This window comes from Brevibacterium atlanticum, from assembly GCF_011617245.1.
Taxonomy (GTDB): Bacteria; Actinomycetota; Actinomycetes; order Actinomycetales; family Brevibacteriaceae; genus Brevibacterium; species Brevibacterium atlanticum.
The window spans coordinates 198,677-217,060 of record NZ_CP050152.1; the positions used below are offsets into that span (position 1 = coordinate 198,677).

General features: G+C 66.4%; 21 protein-coding genes. 11 read left to right on the forward strand and 10 right to left on the reverse strand.

Going from position 1 to position 18,384, the window contains the following annotated elements; all coding sequences use genetic code 11:
- Positions 1 to 151: 151 nt before the first annotated feature.
- From paaA to GUY23_RS00935, 9 genes are all read left to right on the forward strand, one after another.
- Positions 152 to 1,186, forward strand: a complete 1,035-nt coding sequence (paaA, locus tag GUY23_RS00895; RefSeq protein ID WP_228282626.1) for a 1,2-phenylacetyl-CoA epoxidase subunit PaaA — start codon at positions 152 to 154, stop codon at positions 1,184 to 1,186.
- Positions 1,183 to 1,542, forward strand: a complete 360-nt coding sequence (paaB, locus tag GUY23_RS00900) for a 1,2-phenylacetyl-CoA epoxidase subunit PaaB (protein ID WP_166968869.1) — start codon at positions 1,183 to 1,185, stop codon at positions 1,540 to 1,542. The genes paaA and paaB overlap by 4 nt, the downstream gene beginning before the upstream one ends.
- Before the next feature lie 13 nt (positions 1,543 to 1,555).
- Positions 1,556 to 2,536: a 1,2-phenylacetyl-CoA epoxidase subunit PaaC gene (paaC, locus tag GUY23_RS00905; protein WP_166968871.1), complete on the forward strand. Its 981-nt coding sequence runs from the start codon at positions 1,556 to 1,558 to the stop codon at positions 2,534 to 2,536.
- 5 nt (positions 2,537 to 2,541) lie between these two features.
- Entirely contained in the window at positions 2,542 to 3,096 is a 555-nt protein-coding gene (paaD, locus tag GUY23_RS00910; RefSeq protein WP_166968873.1) for a 1,2-phenylacetyl-CoA epoxidase subunit PaaD, read from the forward strand.
- A complete protein-coding gene (gene paaE / locus GUY23_RS00915) occupies positions 3,096 to 4,250 on the forward strand; it encodes a 1,2-phenylacetyl-CoA epoxidase subunit PaaE (protein ID WP_166968875.1) in 1,155 nt (384 codons plus the stop codon). The genes paaD and paaE overlap by 1 nt, the downstream gene beginning before the upstream one ends.
- A gap of 117 nt (positions 4,251 to 4,367) precedes the next feature.
- Positions 4,368 to 5,531, forward strand: coding sequence for a thiolase family protein (locus tag GUY23_RS00920; protein WP_166968877.1), 1,164 nt, complete (start codon positions 4,368 to 4,370; stop codon positions 5,529 to 5,531).
- On the forward strand, positions 5,528 to 6,430 hold the full coding sequence (locus tag GUY23_RS00925; protein WP_166968879.1) for an enoyl-CoA hydratase/isomerase family protein: 903 nt from the start codon (positions 5,528 to 5,530) through the stop codon (positions 6,428 to 6,430). The genes GUY23_RS00920 and GUY23_RS00925 overlap by 4 nt, the downstream gene beginning before the upstream one ends.
- Positions 6,427 to 7,284 (forward strand): 3-hydroxyacyl-CoA dehydrogenase family protein, encoded by an 858-nt coding sequence (locus GUY23_RS00930; RefSeq protein WP_166968881.1) that lies wholly within the window; start codon positions 6,427 to 6,429, stop codon positions 7,282 to 7,284. Before GUY23_RS00925 ends, GUY23_RS00930 begins: the two co-directional genes overlap by 4 nt.
- An 89-nt stretch (positions 7,285 to 7,373) precedes the next feature.
- Positions 7,374 to 8,150 (forward strand): enoyl-CoA hydratase/isomerase family protein, encoded by a 777-nt coding sequence (locus GUY23_RS00935; protein WP_166968883.1) that lies wholly within the window; start codon positions 7,374 to 7,376, stop codon positions 8,148 to 8,150.
- 13 nt (positions 8,151 to 8,163) lie between these two features.
- On the opposite strand, the gene GUY23_RS00940 is transcribed toward GUY23_RS00935, so the two are convergent.
- From GUY23_RS00940 to GUY23_RS00970, 7 genes are all read right to left on the reverse strand, one after another.
- The gene (locus GUY23_RS00940; RefSeq protein WP_166968885.1) at positions 8,164 to 8,994 is read right to left on the reverse strand and encodes a TVP38/TMEM64 family protein; all 831 of its coding nucleotides are present in this window, start codon (positions 8,992 to 8,994) and stop codon (positions 8,164 to 8,166) included.
- A gap of 132 nt (positions 8,995 to 9,126) precedes the next feature.
- Entirely contained in the window at positions 9,127 to 10,581 is a 1,455-nt protein-coding gene (locus GUY23_RS00945) for a S1C family serine protease (protein ID WP_166968887.1), read from the reverse strand.
- 174 nt (positions 10,582 to 10,755) lie between these two features.
- Positions 10,756 to 11,364 (reverse strand): DUF998 domain-containing protein, encoded by a 609-nt coding sequence (locus GUY23_RS00950; protein ID WP_166968889.1) that lies wholly within the window; start codon positions 11,362 to 11,364, stop codon positions 10,756 to 10,758.
- Positions 11,361 to 11,756: a MarR family transcriptional regulator gene (locus GUY23_RS18875; protein WP_166975400.1), complete on the reverse strand. Its 396-nt coding sequence runs from the start codon at positions 11,754 to 11,756 to the stop codon at positions 11,361 to 11,363. The genes GUY23_RS00950 and GUY23_RS18875 overlap by 4 nt, the downstream gene beginning before the upstream one ends.
- 147 nt (positions 11,757 to 11,903) lie before the next feature.
- Positions 11,904 to 12,074: a hypothetical protein gene (locus GUY23_RS00960; protein ID WP_166968891.1), complete on the reverse strand. Its 171-nt coding sequence runs from the start codon at positions 12,072 to 12,074 to the stop codon at positions 11,904 to 11,906.
- 17 nt (positions 12,075 to 12,091) lie between these two features.
- Positions 12,092 to 13,462, reverse strand: a complete 1,371-nt coding sequence (locus tag GUY23_RS00965; protein ID WP_166968893.1) for an L-lactate MFS transporter — start codon at positions 13,460 to 13,462, stop codon at positions 12,092 to 12,094.
- A 205-nt stretch (positions 13,463 to 13,667) separates the two neighbouring features.
- Positions 13,668 to 14,459, reverse strand: coding sequence for a SurA N-terminal domain-containing protein (locus GUY23_RS00970; protein ID WP_228282628.1), 792 nt, complete (start codon positions 14,457 to 14,459; stop codon positions 13,668 to 13,670).
- 236 nt (positions 14,460 to 14,695) lie between these two features.
- Here GUY23_RS00970 and GUY23_RS00975 point away from each other — a divergent pair, with 236 nt between their 5' ends.
- Complete coding sequence (locus GUY23_RS00975; RefSeq protein WP_166968895.1) at positions 14,696 to 15,052, forward strand: VOC family protein; 357 nt, start codon at positions 14,696 to 14,698, stop codon at positions 15,050 to 15,052.
- A gap of 107 nt (positions 15,053 to 15,159) precedes the next feature.
- Here the strand turns inward: GUY23_RS00975 and GUY23_RS00980 are convergent, their stop codons facing one another.
- Together GUY23_RS00980 and GUY23_RS00985 are read right to left on the reverse strand one after the other, a co-directional pair.
- Positions 15,160 to 16,401, reverse strand: a complete 1,242-nt coding sequence (locus tag GUY23_RS00980; RefSeq protein WP_166968897.1) for an epoxide hydrolase family protein — start codon at positions 16,399 to 16,401, stop codon at positions 15,160 to 15,162.
- A 56-nt stretch (positions 16,402 to 16,457) separates the two neighbouring features.
- The gene (locus GUY23_RS00985; RefSeq protein ID WP_323127143.1) at positions 16,458 to 17,336 is read right to left on the reverse strand and encodes an NAD(P)H-dependent oxidoreductase; all 879 of its coding nucleotides are present in this window, start codon (positions 17,334 to 17,336) and stop codon (positions 16,458 to 16,460) included.
- Positions 17,337 to 17,358: 22 nt separating this feature from the next.
- Here GUY23_RS00985 and GUY23_RS00990 point away from each other — a divergent pair, with 22 nt between their 5' ends.
- The gene (locus tag GUY23_RS00990) at positions 17,359 to 17,694 is read left to right on the forward strand and encodes a winged helix-turn-helix transcriptional regulator (protein ID WP_208085424.1); all 336 of its coding nucleotides are present in this window, start codon (positions 17,359 to 17,361) and stop codon (positions 17,692 to 17,694) included.
- Positions 17,695 to 17,751: 57 nt separating this feature from the next.
- Here the strand turns inward: GUY23_RS00990 and GUY23_RS00995 are convergent, their stop codons facing one another.
- Positions 17,752 to 18,309 carry a dihydrofolate reductase family protein gene (locus GUY23_RS00995; RefSeq protein WP_208085426.1) on the reverse strand — a complete coding sequence of 186 codons (558 nt, stop codon included), beginning with the start codon at positions 18,307 to 18,309 and terminating at the stop codon, positions 17,752 to 17,754.
- Positions 18,310 to 18,384 lie beyond the last annotated feature (75 nt).

The window sequence follows — 18,384 nt, forward strand, 5'->3', positions numbered from 1 at the left end:
TAGCAACAATACAGAACAAACGGTCAGTAAATGGTTGCCGCGGGGCAGAGCTCGTAACAGGGTTCCGCAACAGGGTTCGACCCGCACGCGGAGTCGGCAGCCGTTGACCGAGGCAGGTCCTGACAAGGGCACATCCAAGGGTGGAGTGGTCATGACAACTCAGATGAACGACAGCCGCTACGACGAAGCGCAGCTGCAGGCGCAGTTCGACGCGACGATCGATGCGAAGGATCGGATCGAACCCCGGGACTGGATGCCCGAGGCCTACCGCAAGACGCTCATCCGGCAGGTCGCGCAGCACGCGCACTCGGAGATCATCGGCATGCAGCCCGAGGGCAACTGGATCTCCCGCGCTCCCTCGCTGCGCCGCAAGGCGATCCTGCTCGCAAAGGTCCAGGACGAAGCCGGCCACGGCCTCTACCTCTACTCCGCCACAGAGACGCTCGGTGCCACCCGCAATGAACTCACCGAGAAGCTCGTCGCCGGCAAGCAGAAGTACTCCTCGATCTTCAACTATCCGACCCTGTCCTACACGGATGTCGGCACGATCGGGTGGCTCGTCGACGGTGCCGCAATCTGCAATCAGGTGCCGCTGTGCCGGACCTCGTTCGGACCCTATGGCCGCGCGATGATCCGCATCTGCAAGGAAGAGTCCTTCCACCAGCGGCAGGGCTACGAACTGCTTATGACGATGATGCGCGGCACCGACGCCCAGCGCGAGATGGTCCAGGAATCGGTCAACCGCTTCTGGTGGCCTGCGCTGATGATGTTCGGCCCGCCCGACGACAATTCCCCGAACACCGAACAGTCGATGGCCTGGGGCATCAAAACCCACACGAACGATGAGCTGCGTCAGAAGTTCGTCGACATGTCCGTTCCGCAGGCCGAGGCCCTCGGCGTGACCTTCCCCGACGAGAACCTCAAGTGGAACGAGGAACGCGGACACTACGACTTCTCGACCCCGAACTGGGATGAGTTCTGGGATGTCGTCAAGGGCAACGGCCCCTGCAACACCCAGCGCGTCGCCCACCGCAAGCGCGCATGGGACGAAGGGGCGTGGGTGCGTGAAGCCGCACTCGCCTTCGCCGAGAACCAGACCGCCGAGGCGGCCGCCCCCACCGATGACTCCACCGCCACCGCGTCGAACGCGAACAATTCCACCCCCGCCGAGGAGGCAGCGAAATGACCGAGACCAACCCCCGCTCCACCTCGGCGAACGGAACAGAGACGAACGCGAGTGCCACCTCGGCGAACGCGACCCGCGGCGAATGGCCGCTGTACGAGGTCTTCGTGCGCGGCAAGCGCGGACTCAACCACGTCCACGTCGGATCCCTGCACGCCGCCGACGATCAGATGGCTCTCCACCACGCCCGCGACGTCTACACCCGCCGCAACGAAGGCGTGAGCATCTGGGTCGTCCGCGCAGCTGACATCACGGCCTCGAGCCCGGACGAGAAGGACCCGATGTTCGCCCCCAGCGGCGACAAGGTCTACCGCCACCCGACCTTCTACGACATCCCCGCCGATGTCCCCCACATGTGAGGAGGGGCGAGAAATGACTGCTGCGAACGATCCCACCGTCAACGTCGAACACGACGAGGCGGGCACCAACGTCGAACACGACGAACACGACAACGCGTACTCAGGTCTGCTCGTCAACGACGCCCACTGGGCCTTCGGCACCGACTTCGAAGACCCACTGGCCGGCGTCGACACGACCGTGCCCGAGGGCGTCGAGGCGAGCGACCTCGGCGCGTACTGCCTCATGCTCGGCGACGATGCGCTCGTCTTCAGCCAGCGCATCTCCGAATGGTGCTCGAACGCCCCGGACCTCGAAGAGGACATCGCGCTGGCGAACATCGCCCTCGACCTCCTCGGACAGTCGCGGCTCCTGCTCGCCCGCGCCGCGGCCGCCGATCCGGCTCTCGTCCCCGAGCTGCCCGAGAGCTCACCGGTACCGGACGAGGACCGGCTCGCGTTCTTCCGCAACGACCTCGCCTTCCGCAACGTCCGACTGGCCGAGGTCCCCAACGGCGACTTCGCCGAGGCGGTCGCGAAGATCCTCATCTACTCGACCTGGCGGCTGTCGATCTTCGAGCGCCTGACGACCAGCCGTGACTCCGTGCTCGCCGCGATCGCCGTGAAGGGCGTCAAGGAGATGTCCTACCACCGCGACTTCGCCGGCCGGTGGGTCGTCACCCTGGCCCGCGGCACCGAGGAATCCCGGTCCCGCCTGGTCACGGCGCTTGACGGCCTGTGGCCGCTGTGGTCCGAGCTCTTCGAGACCCACCCGGTCGAGGCCGCCGTGGCCGAGGCCGGTATCGGCGTCGACCCCGCCGAGGTGGCCGATGAGGCCTCGGTCATCCTCGACCAGGTCTTCGCCGCCGCCGGCATCGACCGCCCCGAGGCCGGCTCGCTCGCCGGGGTCGGCGTGCACGGACAGAAGGGCCGCGACGGACTGCACACCGAAGCACTGTCGAAGCTGCTCGCCGAGATGCAGGTCGTCGCCCGCGAACACCCGGAGGGACAGTGGTGACCGCGATGCTCAGTACCCACACCCTCACCGAGGCGGCCGACCGCGCCGACGCGGCGACCGATATCGACGCGATCGACCGTGCCTGGGCCGCCGCTGAACGCGTCACCGACCCGGAGATGCCGATGCTCACGCTGCTCGACCTCGGCGTGCTCCGGGACGTCATTGTCGAGGACGGCCGCGTCGTCACCACGATCACTCCCACCTATTCGGGGTGCCCGGCGATGGCGACGATGCGCGATGACCTGCAGCGCGAACTGCAGGACGCAGGGTTCCCCGATGCTGAGGTGCGCGTGTCCCTGACCCCTGCCTGGACGAGCGACTGGATCACCGAACGCGGGAAGAAGGCGCTCAAGGACGCCGGCATCTCCCCACCCGGGTCCGCACCTCGCCGCGACGGTCCCGTGGCACTGACCCTCATGCCCACCCGCCGAGCCGTGACCTGCGTGCTCTGCGGCTCGGACAATGTGCGGCTGTCCTCCGAATTCGGACCCACCGCCTGCAAGGCGATGTACCAGTGTCTCGACTGCTTCGAACCCTTCGACCACGTGAAGGAGATCTGATGACCCAGACGATCGACCAGACCGCCGAGGCGGTGCCCGGTTCCGCCGGGACGAACTCCGCCGAGGCGGCCGCGGCCTCCCAGCCGGCTGATGGGTCCTCCCGTTCACGCTTCTACCCGCTGACCGTGAAGTCCGTCGACCACCTCACCGAGGATTCGGCGGCAGTGACCTTCGACGTGCCCGCCGAGTATGCCGAACTCTTCGACTTCGCCGCCGGACAGTCGCTGACACTGCGCCGCGTCATCGACGGCGCCGAGCACCGCCGCACGTATTCGATCTGCGCCCCGGCCGGAGCCGATCCGCGCATCGGTGTCCGGGAGGTTCCCGAAGGCCTTTTCTCCCTGTGGCTGGTCAACGAGGTCCGACCCGGTGACGTCATCGAGGTGCAGCCGCCCTCGGGCAGCTTCCGCGCCGACCCCGACCAGGGCGGACGCCACCTGTGCATCGCCGCCGGATCCGGCATCACCCCGATGCTCTCGATCGCCTCGACTGTGCTGTCCAACCCGGATGCGTCGGTGACCCTGCTCTACGGCAATCGGAAGACGAACACCGTGATGTTCGCCGAGGAGCTCGCCGACCTCAAGGACGCCCGCAACCAGCAGCTCGATCTCGTCCACGTGCTCTCCCGCGAACCGCGCGAGGTCGAACTCTTCTCCGGCCGCCTCGACGAGGACAAACTGCGCCAACTGCTGTCGGCCATCGTCCCGATCGGCAGCATGGACCACGTGTGGCTGTGCGGGCCCTTCGGCATGTTGAACGACGCCCGCAAGGTCCTCGCCGAATTCGACGTGCCCAAGGAAGCCATCCACTTCGAACTCTTCTACGTCGACGAACCGCCACCGGAAGTCGTCCACGCGGACAAGGTCGTCGAGGGCGCCACCAGCGACGTCACGGTCGTGCTCGACGGACGCAGGACCACCTCGGCGATGTCGCAGGGCAAAACCATCCTCGATTCCGCCCAGGAATCCCGGTCGGATCTGCCGTTCGCCTGCAAGGGCGGAGTGTGCGGAACCTGCCGCGCGAAGATCTGCGGCGGTGAGGTCAACATGGTCCGCAACTACGCCCTCGAAGACGCCGAGGTGGAGGCGAACTTCGTCCTCACCTGCCAGACGTTCCCCGTCAGCGACGAGGTCACGGTCGACTTCGACTCCTGAAAGACCCCGCCGAGGTGGGGCACCCGCGCCGCGCCGCGGCCCGTCGTACTCGCTAGGGTGGGAACCATCGACATCGAACCCCACAGGTCGAACTGCACAACATCACTGAGGAGACCCATGCCCGAGGCATTCATTCTTGACGGACTGCGCACGCCGATCGGCAGGTACGGGGGAGTGCTCGCTGATCAGCGGCCCGACGACCTCGTAGCGACGACGCTGAAGACCGTCGTCGACCGGTCCGGAATCGACCCGTCCGACATCGACGAGGTCATCCTCGGCTCGGCGAACCAGGCGGGCGAGGACAACCGCAATATCGCCCGCATGGCCGTGTTGCTGGCCGGGCTGCCCGAAACCGTGCCCGGGTTCACCGTCAACCGCCTGTGTGCCTCCGGGATGACCGCGATCACGACCGCGCGGGCGATGATCGCCGCCGGAGACGCCGAGGTGGTCGTGGCCGGGGGAGTCGAATCGATGACCCGTGCGCCCTGGGTGAGCGAGAAGCCCTCCCGTGCGTGGTCGAAGCCGGGCCGGAGCTGGGACACCTCGATCGGCTGGCGGTTCACCAACCCGGCCTTCGACGAGGACACGACCCTGTCGATGCCGCAGACGGCCGAACGCGTCGCCGAGAAATGGAAGCTCACTCGCGATGCCCTCGACGAGTTCGCGTTCAACTCGCATCAGAAGGCACTGGCCGCGCAGAGTGATGGGAAGTTCGATCCGGAGATCCTCCCCATCGGCGAGGTGACCGCGGACGAAGGACCGCGTGACTCGACTCTCGAGAAGCTGGGGAAGCTGCGCCCGATCCACGGACCCGGCGGCCTCATCACCGCCGGGAACTCGTCGTCGCTCAATGACGGGGCGGCCGTGACGATCCTCGTGTCCGAGGACTACGCGAACAAGCACGGACTCAACCCCCGAGCCCGCGTCGTCGCCGGAGCCAACGCCGGAGTCTCCCCGGAGATCATGGGCATCGGACCCGTGCCCGCGACCCGCAAGGTCCTCGAGCGCACCGGCTGGTCTGTCGATGACCTCGACGCCGTCGAACTCAACGAGGCCTTCGCCTCCCAGTCCCTGGCGTGCATCGGCGACCTCGGACTCGACCCGGCGACCGTCAACGGCTTCGGCGGGGCCATCGCACTCGGCCATCCGCTCGGCTGCTCCGGCACCCGCATCACGCTGACCCTGCTCAACCGCCTCGAACAGGCGGACGCGAAGAAGGGACTGGCGACCATGTGCGTCGGTGTCGGTCAGGGATCCGCACTGCTGCTGGAGCGCGCATGAGCGCGGGGGACGCCACTCCGAACCGGGGCGACGGTTCAGCACCGAACGGCGGAGCCACCTCGGCGAGTGAAGGCGGCACCTCACCGCTGCTCATCGAACGGCTGCCCGACCGGACGATCATCCGGCTCAACCGGCCCGAGGTGCGCAACGCCATCGACCTGAACACGGTCGAGGCCCTCCACGCCGTGTGCGCTGAGTTGGAGGCCGAACCCAAGGTCACGATCATCACCGGCTCGAACGGTGTCTTCGCCGCCGGTGCCGACATCTCTCAGATGCGCAATCGGGGTCGGGAAGAGGCTCTGGCAGGGATCAATTCGAAGATCTTCGCCCGCATCCACGACCTGCCGATGCCCGTCATCGCACTCGTCGAAGGCTACGCACTGGGCGGCGGGGCAGAACTCGCCTTCGCCGCGGACTTCCGCATCGGCACCCCGACGACGAAGATCGGCAATCCCGAACCCGGACTCGGCATCATCGCCTCTGCCGGTGCCGCCTGGCGTTTGCGCGAGCTCATCGGCGAGCCTCGGGCCAAGGAGATCCTGCTCGCCGGTCGGACGCTGCAGGCCGAAGAGGCCAAGGCCATCGGCCTGCTCAACGACGTCGTCGACCCCGAGGATCTCGAACTCGCCGGGCGGGCACTGGCCGACCGGATCGCGAACTTTGCTCCCCTGGCCGTGCGGCTGAGCAAATCCGCGTTCCACGCGCCCCGCGAGGCCCACCCGCTCATCGATAACGTAGCGCAGGCCGTGCTCTTCGAAACCGAGGAGAAGTACGCCCGCATGGACGCTTTCCTCGCGAAGAGGGAGGCGAAGAAGCGCGCGAAGGCCGAAGCAGTGGCGACCGAAGCGATGGATCAGCAGCGCGAACCCAGCACCGATGAGAGAGGCAGCACCGAATGAGCGAGACCGATACCGCAGCCACCCCGGCCCCGCGCGTGCCCGACGTCGTCGGCGTCTACGGCGGCGGACGGATGGGTGCGGGCATCGCGCACGCCTTCGCCACCGCCGGCGCGCGCGTCATCGTCATCGAGAGCACCGAAGACACCGTGGCCGCGGCCAGACAGCGCATCGACGCTTCCATTGAGAAGTCGCAGTCCAAAGGCATCGACGTGCCCGGCTCCGTCGTCGTCGATCGCGACCCCACCCTGCTCGATGAGGCGCTCCTCGTCGTCGAAGCCGTGCCCGAGAACGTCGAGCTCAAGCAGGAGGTGCTCGCCGGCATCGCGAAGCACGCACCGGCCGCGAGCATCGCCACGAACACCTCGGCATTGTCGATCGACGAACTCGCTGCAGCCCTGCCCAGGCCGCAGGCCCTCATCGGGCTCCACTTCTTCAACCCGGTTCCCGTCTCCGAACTCGTCGAGGTCGTCGTCGGCACCCACACCGACACCCGCCTCGTCGAGGTCGCCAGGGGATGGGTGGCAGGACTGGGGAAGACGGCGATCACGGTCAAGGACTCACCCGGATTCGCCTCCTCACGCCTCGGCGTGGCCCTGGCGCTCGAGGCCATGCGGATGGTCGAGGACGGCGTCGCCAGTGCCGACGACATCGACCGTGCCATGACCCTGGGTTACCGGCACCCGGCCGGACCGCTGACGACCACGGACATCGTCGGTCTCGATGTGCGATTGGGCATCGCCGAGCACCTGACCGAAGAGCTCGGATCCCGTTTCGCGCCCCCGCAGATCCTCAGGGACAAGGTCGCGGCCGGGGAACTCGGGCGGAAGTCCGGGAAGGGCTTCTACACTTGGTGACACCCCGATAGCTGCGCTGACGAGCCAGCACGGGCCGCCTCGGCGCTCGTGACACGACATCGCCTGACAGGACACGCAAAGGAGCACCCATGACCGACATCCAGCTGAAGAACCGCGGCCAGATCGCCGAGATCATCCTCGACGGCCCGGAGTCCCGCAACGCCCTCGACGCGGACAACCTCCGCGACATCGCCGCAGCCGTGGCGAAGGTCGCCGAGGCGATCCCGAACGTCCGCGTGCTCCTCATCCGCGGTGAGGGCACAGTCTTCAGCTCCGGCCGAGACATCTCCAACGTCGACGTCGAGACCGATGACGCCCACGCGTTCCTCGCCGAGACCTTCGCTCCTGTCTTCCAATCGATCCGGGCCCTGCCGATCCCGGTCATCGCGCAGGTCCAGGGTGCCGCGCTCGGATTGGGCTTCGGCATCGCCGCGGCCGCTGACATCATCTTCGCCGCCGATGACGCGAAGTTCGGCTCCCCGTTCGCCGCGATCGGCGCGATGCTCGACTCCGGCGCCCACCACGTGTTCCTCGACCGGGTCGGCTACCACCGGACGATGGACCTCATCGTCACCGGTGATTTCATGACCGGCGCCGAGGCGGCCGCCACCGGGATCGTCTCCCGCGCGGTCCCAGCTGCGGAGCTGGCCGAATTCGTCGAGTCGAAGCTGGAGAAGATCGTCACCGGTCCTGCCGAGGCGTTCGCGATGGAGAAGGGCTTCGTGCAGAAGCTCGCCGACGACCGTCCGAGCCTCGCCGAGGTGCTCGCCGAGGAAGCCGCGCTGCAGGAATCGGCCCGCCAGACACCGGACTACGCTGAAGGATTCCGCGCCTTCCAGGAGCGGCGGTCACCGAACTTCGAGTGAGGCGCGGCGGGTCTCAGTCCGCTTGCGCCGCTTCGCCCTCTGGTCTGTCGGCGGCCTCGGCGTCGCGAGTGCGCTTCCACCGGCGCACGGTGATGATCGTCAGCGTGATGACCAGCGCCCACGAGATTCCGACGGCGACGCCGTGGACGATCGTCGGCGCCCCGATGAAGGCTCCGACGGCGACGAGCGAGAGCTGACCCGGCAGGGATGAGATGACTGTGGCGGTGAGGAACGTGCGATTGTCGATGCCGAGCGCCCCGCTGCCGTAGTTGACCGGCCAGTAAGGGAATCCCGGCATGAGGCGCAGGGCGCACACCGCATAGAAGCCGCCGCCGGTGAGCCGGGACTCGACGGATTCGGCATGCGATCCGAGCAGCTTCATCACCGTGTCCCGCCCGAGGGCCCGAGCGATCCAGTACCCGCCCCAGCAGCCGAGGACGACGCCGATCATCGACCACAGTGTGCCGAAGGGCAGCCCGTAGATCAGACCCCCAGCGGTGGCCATGATCGTCACCGGGATGGGGGTGGCGGCGACGAGTGCATAGATGAGGATGAAGACGCCGAAGCCCCAGAAGCCGGCGGCCGCAATATCCTTCTGGAGTACATCGATCGAGGGCAGACGCACGTTGAAGACAGCCCAGACTGCGGCCAGCACAGCCAGGCCGAGCGCGATGTTGCGCAGGATCGTCGGCCAGTCGAGGCGGGATCGTCTCCCGCCCGCGTCGTCGTCGGATGCGGCGAGGATGTGGGTGGCGTCGGCGGGGGAGGCGTCGGATTCGCGGGCAGGCGAAGCCTCGGAGCGTGAACGGCGCTTCGATGCTGAGGGTTCGTCGTGTCCGGGCATGGACCGATCCTACGTCCGAACAGGAGCGCGACGGCAATCCGCGGAACGCGACTCGGCCCCCGCCTGCAGGGAGGGCAGGCGAGGGCCGAAACGTCGAGGGACCGGACCGGAAACGGACCGTGTGAGCAGGGCTCAGGCGGCGGGGCCCTCGGCGAGAGTCACCTTCGCGGTGTGGGACTGATCGTCCGCATCCGTCCAGGTCAGGGACACCTTGTCGCCGGGCTTGTGCTCGGCGATGGCCTCGGAGAGGGCGGTGCCGTCGGTGATCTGCGTCGAGTCGATCTTCGTGATCGTGTCACCGGCACTCAGCCCAGCCTCGGCGGCGGGGGTGTCCTCGTAGACCCCGGCGACGACCGCGCCCTCAGTGCTCGTAGTCCCGGATTGGCCGTACTGCCCGTCCGCGCTGCCCTGGCCGTACTGACCCTGCTGGCTCCGCTGGTCGGATTGGCCGACGCCGATGCCGAGGAAGGCCGGGTAGCCGAGCGTGTTCGTGCTCGTCTGCTCGCCGGCGATGATCGATTCGGCTGTGGTCAGCGCGGTCTCGATCGGGATAGCATAGCCGGTGACCTGCGCGGTTCCGGACGAGGCCGCGGTGTTCATGCCGACGACCTCTCCCTCGTCATCGAGCAGTGCCCCGCCCGAATCGCCGGAGACGATATCGGCCTGGACCTCGATCATGTCGCCCAGCGTCTCCGAATCCTCTGTGCCCTGCGCGGTCGTGGTGACCGAAGCGCCGAGGTCGCTGACCGATCCGTCCGCGGCCATCAGCTGCCCGCTGCCCTCGGAATTGCCGACGGCGGTGATGTCGTCGCCGACCTGCACATCGTCATCGTCGATCGTGGCCGTCTGCAGGTTCGATGCGTCCTTGAGCTTGAGCACGGCGACGTCCTTCGACGAATCCGAGCCGACGACGCTGGCCTCGTAGGTCTTGCCGGTCGTGGCCACGGTGACGGCGATCTTCGTGGAATCGGCGATGACGTGGTTGTTCGTCAGCACCAGACCGTCCTTGCTCAGCACCATGCCGGTGCCGGCCGCCTCGGCGTTCTCATAGCCGAGCTGGGTGTCGATGAGGACGACGCCGGTGGACTCCTTCTCACTCGCCGCGGTGGCATCCTGCTGGGTCGAACCGTCGCTGCCCTGGCCGGTGTCGGGGGACTGGGAGCCGCCGCCCGGGGTGGTGCCGCCGGAGTATCCGCCCTGACTGTCGCCGCCCTGTTCGCCGTTGCCCTGTCCGAGGTTCGGTGACTGTGTGCCGTTCTGACCGTTGCCGGCCTGGCTGCCGCCGCCCTGGCTGCCGCCGCCCTGGCTGGGGTCGGTCGGCTGACCGGTGAAGGGGATGGCCGACTGGGCGGTGCCGGCCGCGACCGTGCGGGCGTGGGTGGCTGCGACGGCGGGCAGACCGGCGGCCGTTCCGAGGCCGAGTGCCAGTGCCGCTGCCGCTCCGGTCACTGCCAAGGCGAGTCGACGCCTGCGGGGGCGGGATCGGGTGACGGCTGCTGCCGTCGTCTCGGTGCCGTATGCGTTCTCACCGTTGTGCCCAGCGCCGGTCGCCTCGTGTGCTGACCTCGTGCGCTTCGACTCGTTCATGGTCTGTGCCTTTCTCCATTCTGCGGAAGTGCTCTGTGATTCCTATTGAGTACCCGCACGCTGTGGCCAGGCTGTGGCGCAGCTGGAGCGAAGCTTCGACTTTGTCAGTCGCAGGCTGAGAGAGGTGAGACCGGCTCTGGAAGGGACGGTCGGTCGAGCGGTCCGGGGACCGGCTCAGGCGACCGTGACGATGATGCCGATGGCCACTCCGATGTAGAAGAGGTTGACGGAGAGGATGAAGATGCGTTCGGAGATGCCGAAGACCTTCGGGCGCAGCTTCTTGAGAATGAGAACCACGACGCTCACCACCAGGGAGACCAGAGCGATCCAAGCGATGACGCTCAGCGTGCTCGCCAGCCACGCGGGCCCGGAGTAAGTGAAGAGCCTGGTGAAGTTGCCCATGCACGCATAGCTGATGGCGAACCATGCGATGGCCAGGAGGTAGTGGAGGCGGCCGATGGTCGTGAGCTTCTCACCCTCGATGTCGGTGGGAACGAGCGGCAGAGCGATGAAGATGAGTGCGAGTGCGGCAAGGGCGATCGTCACTCCGGTGACGTCTCGCCAGTGGGGGAGGCCGAGCGCGACGGCGACGGCGAGGACGGCCCAGAATGCGGCGGTCAGCCACGTCATCGTGCTGCTCAGGCGGCGGGTGGGCCCGACCGCATAGTCGCTGACGGCATGGCCGACGATCGTGTAACCGCTGGGGACGAGGTGGAGGGCGATGAACACGCCGAGGCGGGCGAGGCCGAGGACGAGGGCGGCGACGGCGAGGACAGTGGTCATGAGTTCTCCTGAGACTGAGGTGCATCGGTGGGCCGAGAGGCAGCGGGAGTGCGGATGGTGCGGACCTCGTCGTGGAGGTCCCTGATCGTGGAGGCGAGCGAGTTCGGGTCGAGGCCGATCGCGAGGGCATTGTCGTCGAGGGAGTGTCCGAGCAGCCGCGCGCAGTGCGCGCTCTTGTCCTCCCCCGCCGAGGTGAGGCGCAGCTCCCGACGATTGCCGGATCCCGGTGTCGCCGCGTTGGTGATGAGACCGTCGGCCAGCAGCGCCTTGACGATTCCGGACCCGGCCGCCTCGGTGACGCCGAGCGACTTCGACAGCGTGCGTCCGGTGATGCCGGGGTGCTGACCGAGGATGACGAGAGCGACGTACTGGTTGTAGGTCAGTCCCTCGATTTACAGCAGGTCGGGATCGACAGCAAACTACCGATCCCCGGCAGAACCGCTCTCGGTTCTGCCGGGGATCGGAGCCTGCCCGCGGCGAAGACCGCGCGTGGACGGCTGCGCGGGGCCGCCTCGGCGAGGGTCTTATCGTGGGGTGTCTCAGCCGGTGAAGATTGCGACGGCCTTGACGACGGTGAGAATCAGTCCCCAGGCGAGGCCGCCGACCACGACGACGGTCAGACTCGTGCCGACGGCTTTGTAGGCGCCGCCGACCGGGGACTGCGGTGAACCGGATTCGGGGACGTGGGCGATGGGGGTGGAGTCATTCATTGTCTGAGACCCTTCCTTCAGTCTTCTTCGAGGGCGGCGGCCTGCTTGGCGGCGACGTCCTCTTCGCGTTCGAAGTACTTCTCGGCGACCGGGCGGACCAGGGCGTTGGCGATGAAGCCGATGATCAGCGCGCCGACCATGATGAACATGCCGGGTGTGTAGAGTTCGGGGCCGGACTTGCCGGCCGCCTCGCCGGCCTCGACGACGGAGTTGACGATGAGCGGACCGGCCACACCGGCTGCCGACCATGCGGTGAGCAGTGCGCCGTGGATGGCGCCGACCTGGTACACGCCGAAGAGGTCCTTGAGGTAGGCGGGGATGGTGGCGAACCCGCCGCCGTAGAAGGAGATGATGATCAGCGTGGCGAGGACGAAGAGGATGATCGATCCGCCGCCGAAGAAAGCGACGAGGAGGTAGAGGATCGCCCCGACGCCGAGGTAGAGCATGTAGTTGTTCTTCCGGCCCAGGTAGTCCGAGGTCGTCGACCAGATGAAGCGCCCGCCCATGTTGCCGATCGAGAGCAGTCCGACGAAGCCTGCGGCGGCGGCCGCGGTGATGCCGAAGTAGGCCTGGATCATCGGGGCGGCGTTCTCGAGGATGCCGATGCCCGCGGTGACGTTGAGGAACAGGACGACCCAGAGGAACCAGAACTGCGGGGTGCGGATGGCATTGCGCACCGAGACGTTGCCCTTCGTCTGCATCGGCTTGGCCGCGACCTTCGAGGGGTCGAAGCCCTTCGGCGTCCATTCGGGGTGGGGGACGCGGATGACGAACGCGCCGGCGGCGATGACCACGGCGTAGACGATGCCGAGGGTGATGAAGGTCGGGGTCAGGCCGGCGACGAGGTTCTCGGGTTCGGCGCCTCCGCCGTAGAGGGCCATGAGCTGGTTCGACATCGGGCTGGCGATGAGCGCACCGCCGCCGAAGCCCATGATCGCCAGTCCCGTGGCCAGTCCGGGACGGTCCGGGAACCACTTCATCAGGGTCGACACCGGCGAGATGTAGCCGATGCCCAGGCCGATTCCGCCGATGACGCCGTAGCCTAAGTAGACCAGCCACAGCTGACCGGTGACGATGCCGAGCGAGGCGATGAAGAAGCCGACGACCCAGCAGGTCCCGGCCGCGACCATCGAGGCTCGCGGTCCGTTCTTCTCGACCCAGGGGCCGAAGACCGCCGAGGAGATGCCGAGCATGAGGATCGCGATGGAGAAGATCCAGCCGATCGAGACCTCACCGGCGTCGAAGTGGTCCATGAAGGGGATCTTGAAGACGCTGAAGGCGTAGACCTGGCCGATGCACAGGTGGATGGCCAGTGCGGCCGGTGGGATCAGCCACCGGTTGAAGTTCTTCGGCGCGACGATCGCCGAGCGCGTGAGAATGGAAGCCACGGGAAGTCCTTTTCTGTCTGTACCACGGGTCATCGTCGACACCGTTCAGCGGACGGACGATGCGGTCGGCGGTGGACCGAACGATATCCCCTAAAGGGTAGATGGCACTCACAGAAAATGCGAGGAACACTCAGCGTTTTGTTCAGAAACGGCGCGGGGTTCCGCCCGTTGGGACGGAATCAGCGGCTCAGAGGTGGAGTATCACTCACAGGTTGATCGTGACGTCGGCCTTCTTGCGCAGCTTCTTCGCGTACTTCTGGGTCGCCTCGGTCGACTTCTGCTGCTTCACCTGCTCCTTGAGCTGGGGACGCATCTCGTCGATCGAGGGCATCTCCTGCTGCTGTCCGCCCTGCTGTGCCATCTGCTCCTGCTGGGACTTCGCCTGCTCGTAGGCCTGGCCGATCTCTTCGCCGCTGACCTTGAACTCGCCGTATTCGTCCTCGACGAGGCCTTCGATCTTCAGCTGGTTCGACAGCTCCGAGCGGACCTTCTTCTCATCCATGCCCTGGTCCTTCATGGACTTGAGGAAGTCCTTCTCGCTCATCTGTCCGGACTGGGCGGATTCCTTGAGGGCTTTGTCGATGTCTTTGTCGGAGACCGAGATATCGCGCTTGTCGGCTTCCTGCGTGAGCACCTTCGTGCTCACGAGATTCTCCGCCGTCTGCTTCTTCAGATCCTTCTCATCGACGGGCTGGCCCGACTGCTGGGCCTGCATCTGCATCTGCTGGTACTGGGTCTCGAAGAGGGGGACGAACTCGTCCTTCGTGATCTTCTCGCCGTTGACCTCGGCGACGACTTTCGGGATGTCCTTCGTGCTCGGTTTGCCCTGTCCGGATCCGTCCTGCCCGGAGGCATCGGCGCCGGGGGACTGCTCGGCGGCTGCCGAGGACTCTTGTGACTTCGCATCGCCGCCTTCGTCTCCGCCGCTACCGCATGCGGCCAGAGCCACAACGGACACGGACATGGCCAGGCCCAGCAACCACCGGTTGGTTCGCACAATCACTCCTGCTCTTGGGATCAGCCTGCCAGGCTAACAGGGCCGATTCACCGAAGAATGTGTGGAGTATGTGTGTCCCTTGGCAAGGGCCGCTGAGTGGGTTGTCGGTGTCTGGGGCGAGCGTCGCTGGGACGGTCGCGGTGAGGGCTGACTCGCGTCAGCCTCGGCGGGTACACTGCGATGACCGAGACGATGCGGACGCGGATCCGCGGGATCCGCGGCGAAGGGAGCCGATCATGGAATCGACGTTTCGCGGGGTGTTCCTCACCTGCACCGACGCCGAGGCGACCGCCGCCTTTTACCGTGAGATCGCCGGGTTGGGTCTGACGACCGCCGGCAGCGACGAGTACACGTATTACGTCGTCGACGCGGGTGGGGTGCAGCTGGCCCTGCACAGCGCCGAGGCGTTCGCCGACTATGCGTTCCCGCCCGTGGCCGAATCGAATCTCACCCACCTCTACTTCCGGATCCCCGATCAGGGCGAGTTCCTCGAACGCGTCCGGCATGCCGGCGCCCCGTTGATCGCCGTCGACGACGTCGTTGTCACGGTGGAGGACCCCGACGGGCGGAAGGTCATGTTCGGGACGGCGTGAGGTGGACTTCTGACCGAGACAACGGTGGAGCTCCGAGACCACGGTGTCTGCACAGGTGTTTCGGCGCTTCACCGTAGTTTCGAAGGAAGGTTCCTGTTCCAGGTGCTTCAGCGGTTCGCGGCGAGGATTGCTGAGAGTCCGGCTCTGAGGTCGGCGACGAACTCATCCGACATTTCGAGTGAGGGGAAGTGTCCGCCGCGCTCGGCAGCTGTCCACCGCACGATGTTGCGGTACCTGTGTTCGGAGAGGGCGCGGGGATACTTTTCGATGTCGGATGGGTACATCGTGATTGCGGTGGGAATGTCGACACGCAGCTCAGGGTCGAGTGAATTGTGACTTTCGAAATAGATCCGCGCCGAGGAGGCGCCTGTGCGCATCAGCCAGTACAGGGAGACGTTGTCGAGCAGGCGGTCGCGGGAGATCGTCTCGAAGGGGGAGTCTTCGGTGTCCGTCCACTCGGCGAACTTGTCAAGGATCCACGCGAGTTGGCCGACAGGCGAGTCGACGAGGGCGTAGCCGATAGTCTGCGGTCGCGTCGCCTGCTGGTACGCATAGGCGGCCCGATTCGTCCAGAAGTCCTCGGCATCGAGGGCCCAGGCGCGCTCGCCTTCCGTCAGATCTTCGAGTGATGCTCCAGGGACTCCGGGTGCATAGGTGGTGTGGATTCCGATCAGGTGGTCGGGGAAGCGACCACCGAGGATCGTGGTGATCACCCCACCCCAGTCGCCGCCGAAGGCCGCAAACCGGTCGTAGCCGAGGCGGACCATGAGCGTCACCCACGCCGCGGCGATTCGGTCCGTGGACCATCCGGTGACACTCGGCCTGTCGCTGAAGCCGAAACCGGGCAGTGACGGCACGACGCAGTGGAAGGCCGGTGCAGCGGAATCCGTGGGCTCAGCCAGTTCGTCGATGACGTCGACGTATTCGGCGACGCTGCCCGGCCATCCGTGGGTGAGGATCAGCGGGGTCGCGTCCGATCGGGACGAGCGACGGTGCAGAAAATGGATGCTCAGGCCATTGATGATGGTGCGGAACTGGCCGATACCGTTCAGGCGGTCTTCGAAGTCCCGCCACGAGTAGTCTGTTCTCCAGTAGTCGACGAGCTCCATGAGGTCGTTGAGCGGTACGCCTTGGTCCCATCGTCGCGGATCGGGTTGTGGCCGGACAACTGTCTCGGGTTCGGGCAGCCGTGCCGATTGCAGTCGGGCACGGAGATCGTCGAGTTCGGTCTCGGGAATGTGTGAGGCGAATCCGTGGACCGCTTCATCCTCCAGGACGGTGTCAGTCTGTTGGGCATTGTCGGCCGGGCGAGCGTCGGCGACTGGTCGAGCGTCGGTGGGTTCGGACATCGGTGGTTTCCTTCCACTATGGGTGTCAGTCGCGCGGAGAGTGCGAACGTGCTCGGTCAGCTGGCGGTGTGGATGCGGACTCCGTGTTCGCCGGGGCACACGTGGGGCGCGAGTTCCCATTCGGGCGTGTAGTCCCCGGTGAATTGCGGCCGGTAGGCGATGGCCGGTTCGGTGAAGAGAGCATCGAGGCGCTCGATCAACTGGTCGCGGACTGCGTCGAAGTCGTCGATCCGGTCGGCGCTGGGAACGGCGAGGGGCTCGAGTACGCTCATGCCTGTATAGGCGAAGGTGCCGTGGAGCAGGCCAAAGAGGAGCTCTCGCAGCTCACCGGACTTGCCACGCGGCCCGATGGCCAGCGGACGATCGCCGAGGGTGGTGACGACGAGAGCCCGCTTGCCTGCGAACGGTCCCTGTTCGAAACGGAGGCGTCGCCCCGAGGCCGGGTCGGTGCCGAACGCGAAGCCGCTGACGAAGACGCGATCGAACCAGCCTTTGAGGATCGCGGGCATTCCGTACCACCACAAGGGGAACTGAACGATCACGGCATCGGCGCGCCGAAGCTTCTCCTGTTCGCGGGTGATCTCGTGCGGTTGGGTGCCGGCAATGTGCGCGCTGCGGGTGTCGGCGCTGACGCGGAAGCGGTTGGGTGAGTGAACGGAATCGGTATCGGCCGCCTCGGTGGTCGGTCCATCGGTCTGCGCAGGATGAGCCCCATCGCGACTGCGCAGGACCGGATCCCAGCCCATGGCGTAGAGATCGGATGTCAGGACGGTGTGCCCGATATCGTGCAGGTGGGTGATTCCCACGCTGCGCAGGCTTCCGTTGAGTGATCTCGGTTCGGGATGCGCACTGAGCCAGAGGACTGTCGAAAGTGTGTCGTTACCTTGCATGGTTCCATCGTTGCCGCCTAGCGTAAGACTGTCTAGTACGGACATTTCTGTCCCTGTGGAGGTAGATATGCGCTTGCCTGTGCGTCGTGCAATGGAGGTCTGCCCTGTCGAGGTCGCGGTCTCAGCGGTCGGCGGCACGTGGAAGCTCACCCTGATCAAACATCTCCTCGACGGGACGCGTCGATTCAACGAACTCGGCCGCCTGGTGCCTTTGGCGAATACGAAGACCCTCACCCGGCAGCTGCGCGAACTCGAGGAGGATGGCCTGGTTCGGCGAGTCGCCTATCCCGAGGTGCCGCCGAGGGTCGAGTACTCACTCACGGACCTGGGGCGCAGCCTCGAGCCGATCGTGACGGCAATGAACGTCTGGGGCAAGGACTTCGCGGCGAACCGGGCTGACTGAACACCGCGCGGGCTGACCGAGCCACCGAAAGACGGACGTATCCTTGGCGGTCGCTCGTCACTCACTCGGCTCGTAGGCCGAATATACGATCCCGCTGGGGAAGGGCTTCGACTCGACGAGCCGCAGTCGAGGCGGCCTGGCTGAGTGCGCCCCGTCGTGGAAGTATCCGCGCCCACGACCCTGCCACACTGGGTAGGTGAACATCCGATACTCATCGACCAGCCCCTCGGCGATGAGTTCGTGAGCCAGAGTGATGCTGCCGGTGACGATGGCGTCGCGCCCCGCCTCCTCCCGCAGTTGCGCGACCGCCCGCATCGGATCGGAGCTGATGATCTGCGTGTTCTGCCAGCCCGGCTCGGTCAGCGTCGAGGACACGACGCGTTTGTCGACCTGGTTCAGGTGTGCCGCGACTCCGGTGGTGTCATCGGTCTGGGCGGGCCAATAGCTGCGGAAGTCCTCGAACGTCTGCCGTCCGAGGAGCAGCACATCTTCGTTCGCGGACTGCCGCATGAGCTCGGCCGTGAGCTCCTCGTCCTGTGCCTGCGGATCGAACCAGTCGTCGAGCATCTCGACACGTCCGTCGAGGGTGATGTTCTGAGTGATGATGATGCGCACGGTCGGTCTCCTCATCGAGTGGCGCGGGTGATCAACACTACTTGCCCGGTGAGAACTGCGATAGAGGGCGACGAG

Bases quoted from the DNA above. Each gene is read 5' to 3' on its own strand.
- paaA (WP_228282626.1), top strand. From the start codon at position 152: ATGACAACTCAGATGAACGACAGCCGCTACGACGAAGCGCAGCTGCAG.
- paaB (WP_166968869.1), top strand. From the start codon at position 1,183: ATGACCGAGACCAACCCCCGCTCCACCTCGGCGAACGGAACAGAGACG.
- paaC (WP_166968871.1), top strand. From the start codon at position 1,556: ATGACTGCTGCGAACGATCCCACCGTCAACGTCGAACACGACGAGGCG.
- paaD (WP_166968873.1), top strand. From the start codon at position 2,542: ATGCTCAGTACCCACACCCTCACCGAGGCGGCCGACCGCGCCGACGCG.
- paaE (WP_166968875.1), top strand. From the start codon at position 3,096: ATGACCCAGACGATCGACCAGACCGCCGAGGCGGTGCCCGGTTCCGCC.
- GUY23_RS00920 (WP_166968877.1), top strand. From the start codon at position 4,368: ATGCCCGAGGCATTCATTCTTGACGGACTGCGCACGCCGATCGGCAGG.
- GUY23_RS00925 (WP_166968879.1), top strand. From the start codon at position 5,528: ATGAGCGCGGGGGACGCCACTCCGAACCGGGGCGACGGTTCAGCACCG.
- GUY23_RS00930 (WP_166968881.1), top strand. From the start codon at position 6,427: ATGAGCGAGACCGATACCGCAGCCACCCCGGCCCCGCGCGTGCCCGAC.
- GUY23_RS00935 (WP_166968883.1), top strand. From the start codon at position 7,374: ATGACCGACATCCAGCTGAAGAACCGCGGCCAGATCGCCGAGATCATC.
- GUY23_RS00940 (WP_166968885.1), bottom strand. From the start codon at position 8,994: ATGCCCGGACACGACGAACCCTCAGCATCGAAGCGCCGTTCACGCTCC.
- GUY23_RS00945 (WP_166968887.1), bottom strand. From the start codon at position 10,581: ATGAACGAGTCGAAGCGCACGAGGTCAGCACACGAGGCGACCGGCGCT.
- GUY23_RS00950 (WP_166968889.1), bottom strand. From the start codon at position 11,364: ATGACCACTGTCCTCGCCGTCGCCGCCCTCGTCCTCGGCCTCGCCCGC.
- GUY23_RS00960 (WP_166968891.1), bottom strand. From the start codon at position 12,074: ATGAATGACTCCACCCCCATCGCCCACGTCCCCGAATCCGGTTCACCG.
- GUY23_RS00975 (WP_166968895.1), top strand. From the start codon at position 14,696: ATGGAATCGACGTTTCGCGGGGTGTTCCTCACCTGCACCGACGCCGAG.
- GUY23_RS00980 (WP_166968897.1), bottom strand. From the start codon at position 16,401: ATGTCCGAACCCACCGACGCTCGACCAGTCGCCGACGCTCGCCCGGCC.
- GUY23_RS00985 (WP_323127143.1), bottom strand. From the start codon at position 17,336: ATGTCCGTACTAGACAGTCTTACGCTAGGCGGCAACGATGGAACCATG.
- GUY23_RS00990 (WP_208085424.1), top strand. From the start codon at position 17,359: ATGCGCTTGCCTGTGCGTCGTGCAATGGAGGTCTGCCCTGTCGAGGTC.